The sequence below is a fragment of the Streptomyces sp. NPDC058375 genome, from assembly GCF_042723425.1.
Classification (GTDB): domain Bacteria; phylum Actinomycetota; class Actinomycetes; order Streptomycetales; family Streptomycetaceae; genus Streptomyces; species Streptomyces durocortorensis.
This window is the reverse complement of the sequence record NZ_JBHXJG010000432.1, coordinates 1-3,222: the sequence shown is the minus strand read 5'-3', so window position 1 is coordinate 3,222 and position 3,222 is coordinate 1. Positions and strand designations below refer to the sequence as shown.

Below are 3,222 nucleotides of genomic sequence, written 5' to 3'. Positions count from 1 at the left end.
CCCCTCACGCAGGACCGGTGTCGGGATCAGACCTGGTCGGCCTTCTCCAGCGCGGTGCAGCAGGTGTCGACGATCAGCCGCGTGACGACGTACGGGTCGACGTTGGCGTTGGGACGGCGGTCCTCGATGTAGCCCTTCTGGTCCTGCTCGACCTGCCACGGGATACGGACCGAGGCGCCGCGGTTGGAGACGCCGTAGCTGTACTCGTTCCACGGGGCGGTCTCGTGCAGACCGGTGAGCCGGTCGTCGATGCCCGCGCCGTAGTTCTTCACGTGGTCCAGCGGCTTGGAGCCCTCGCCCAGCGACTCGCAGGCGGTGATGATCGCGTCGTAGCCCTCGCGCATCGCCTTGGTCGAGAAGTTGGTGTGCGCGCCCGCGCCGTTCCAGTCACCCTTGACCGGCTTCGGGTCCAGGGTCGCGGAGACGTCGAAGTCCTCGGCGGTGCGGTAGAGCAGCCAACGGGCCACCCACAGCTGGTCGGAGACCTCCAGCGGGGACAGCGGGCCCACCTGGAACTCCCACTGGCCGGGCATGACCTCGGCGTTGATGCCGGAGATCCCGAGCCCCGCCGCCAGGCAGTTGTCGAGGTGCTTCTCCACGATCTCGCGGCCGAAGATCTCGTCCGCGCCGACCCCGCAGTAGTAGCCGCCCTGCGCGGCCGGGAAGCCGCCCTCGGGGAAGCCGAGCGGCCGGTGACCGTCGAAGAAGGTGTACTCCTGCTCGATGCCGAAGATCGGGGCCTGGCCCGCGAACTGCTCGGCGACCGGACGCAGCGCGGCCCGGGTGTTGGACTCGTGCGGCGTCATGTCGATGTTGAAGACCTCGCACAGGACGAGGACGTCGTCACCGCCGCGGATCGGGTCCGGACAGGTGAAGACGGGCTTCAGCACCCGGTCGGACGCGTGGCCCTCGGCCTGGTTGGTGCTGGAACCGTCGAATCCCCAGATGGGCAGATCCGCCACGTCACCCGAGGGCGTGCCGTCCATGATCTTCGTCTTGGAGCGAAGCTTGGCGGTCGGCTCGGTGCCGTCTATCCAGATGTACTCAGCCTTGAACGTCACGGACGCCATCCTTTGCGGGTGCAGCGGTCTATGCAGCGCAGCTTGGCAAGACGCGATTTCCCGACCGTTGCCCGGATGTGAACCCCGTGTTACCGAGGTTTCCTGCGGTTTTCCGTGGGGCCCGGGAGCCTCGCCGACGCTCAGAGACCGCTCTTGAGCAGCGCCGAGAACCCGGCCGCCCGCATCCGGCGCACCAGCTCTTCCCGGCTCGACCCCAGCGCGGCGGCCGCCCGGTCCAGCTCCCAGCCGGCCCCGGCCACGGTCCGCAGCAGATGGCCCCGGCGGATCTGGGCATCCGAGAGCCGGAACGTCTTGAGGTAGGCGACCTGCCCCTTGTGGTCGGTGATCGTCTCCCCGATGTGCTGCCCGCCCGAGTCCCGGACGAACGGCGGCAGGAAGCGCCACAGGGTGAAGGACTTCATCCGGTACACCCGGTCGAAGGCGTACGCGGTGTCCAGCAGCTCCCCCGCGAACAGGGTGTCGTGCGCCTGCGCCCACGCCCGCTCCTGCGCCCGGGCGGCCGCCCGCAGCCCGCCGAGGTCCCGGATGTGCTCCGCGCCCCCGATCCGCACCGGAGTCTCCGCCACCGGAGCCCCGTACAGCGCGTACTGGTGCACCAGCTCCCCGTAGAGGTCCTCCACCAGCGAAGCGTGCAGCAGGCGGTAGTCGTCCGGGTGCGGGACGACGAACGCGGCGGCGAGCGCGTCGGAGACGTACACCATCACCCCGCACTGGCCCGAATGGATCTCGAAGATCCGCAGCGCGTCCCCGAGCCCGCGCACCGACAGCCCGAGGTACGCGTCCTCCGCGCGCGGCGAGAGCCCGTCGCGCAGGGCCGAGCGCGACCACTCCTCCCAGGCGACCGACGGACCGCCGAAGTGCAGCGCGAGATACCCCTCCAGTGCCAGGTGCAGCGGCAGGAACCGCAGCCGGTCACCGGGCCGCCGCTTGGCCATCCGATGGTGCGGCATCGGCGGCAGGGGGATGGCCCGGGGCGCGTCGCTCCCACCGAACTGGGTGCCGTACGCGGCGGACTGCCGGCCCGTCCCCGGGCCCCGGCCGTCCTCCTCCTCACCCGACCAGTCGGCGACCAGCCCGTGCGGGATGTACGAGAGATAGCGCTCCCGGGGGCCGAGCTCGACGACCCCCGGGCCGAGGCCCTCGTACACCTCGCGGTGCAGCCGCAGCCCCTCCACCGGCGCGTCGCGGAGCAGCGGGACGAGCCGGATCCCGCCCCACACCTGCGCGGGCCCGGTGGTGAGCCCGGTCAGCTCCAGCCGGTTCACGGGGTTACCTCCTCGTCGGACGCGTGCGCGGGCCGATTCGCGCGGGTCGGCTCCGGCCGGTCCGCTGGGTCACCTGCCCGTCGAACGCCGGCGCGGGGCGAGTCGCCGGGGGCCGGCTCCAGCCCGGACGCGTGCGCGGAGCGGGCGGTCACCGGTGCCGACAACGGCGCGGGCACGGAACCACCCTCCTCGCCGCCCTCGCCGGTGAACCGGGCCACCTGCCGGTCCAGATACGCGTACAACTCCTCCGGCCCCGCGCGCCCCTCCGCGAACCGGGCGATCTCCACCAGCGCGGGCAGATCCTCCGCGTCCCGGATCCCGGCCGTCGCCACCCCCGCCGCCAGCCGCCGCACGTCGAAACCGTCCGCGTCGTATACGGGGTTGACGTGCACCACCGCCGTCCGCCGCGCGGGATCCAGCCGACGCCGCCACACCCGCAGCACCTCGCCCGCCAGCCCCGCCGGGGCGTTGTCCCAGCCGTCCGAGACGATCACCAGCCGGTCCGGAGCAGCCCCACCGGCCCCCGGCTCCAGCGCGTCCAGGACCCGCATCCCCAGCGGGGTCGGCCCCCACGGACGTACGAGCAGCGCGTCGCCCGCCCCCGAGGTCCACAGCCCCCGGTACCCGCCCGGCGCGGCCAGCACCTCCAGCAGGTGGTGGCAGGCCAGCGCCACGGCGAGCGGCCGGCGCCGCTTCTGCCCCGAACCGGACGAGGAGAAGCTGTCGTCCAGCACCGCGTGCACCCGCCCCCAGCTCCCCGCGTGAGCGCCCGCCGCCCGCCGGGCCGCCGCGCGCAGAGCGCCGGTCAGCTCGGCCCGGCGCGCCGCGCGCTGCGCGAAGCCGCGCGACCGCACGGACAGCGCGAGCCGGGGCAG

At 73.1% G+C, this 3,222-nt stretch carries 2 protein-coding genes and 1 pseudogene; all 3 read right to left on the bottom strand.

Annotated elements, in window-relative coordinates; all coding sequences use genetic code 11:
• Positions 1–26 precede the first annotated feature (26 nt).
• Complete coding sequence (glnII, locus tag ACFWM7_RS34630; RefSeq protein WP_383268573.1) at positions 27–1,061, bottom strand: glutamine synthetase; 1,035 nt, start codon at positions 1,059–1,061, stop codon at positions 27–29.
• 140 nt (positions 1,062–1,201) lie between these two features.
• On the bottom strand, positions 1,202–2,347 hold the full coding sequence (locus ACFWM7_RS34625) for a hypothetical protein (RefSeq protein WP_383268570.1): 1,146 nt from the start codon (positions 2,345–2,347) through the stop codon (positions 1,202–1,204).
• Positions 2,344–3,222 (bottom strand): annotated as a pseudogene (locus ACFWM7_RS34620) (hypothetical protein); the annotation flags it as partial. The gene ACFWM7_RS34625 and the pseudogene ACFWM7_RS34620, both read right to left, overlap by 4 nt.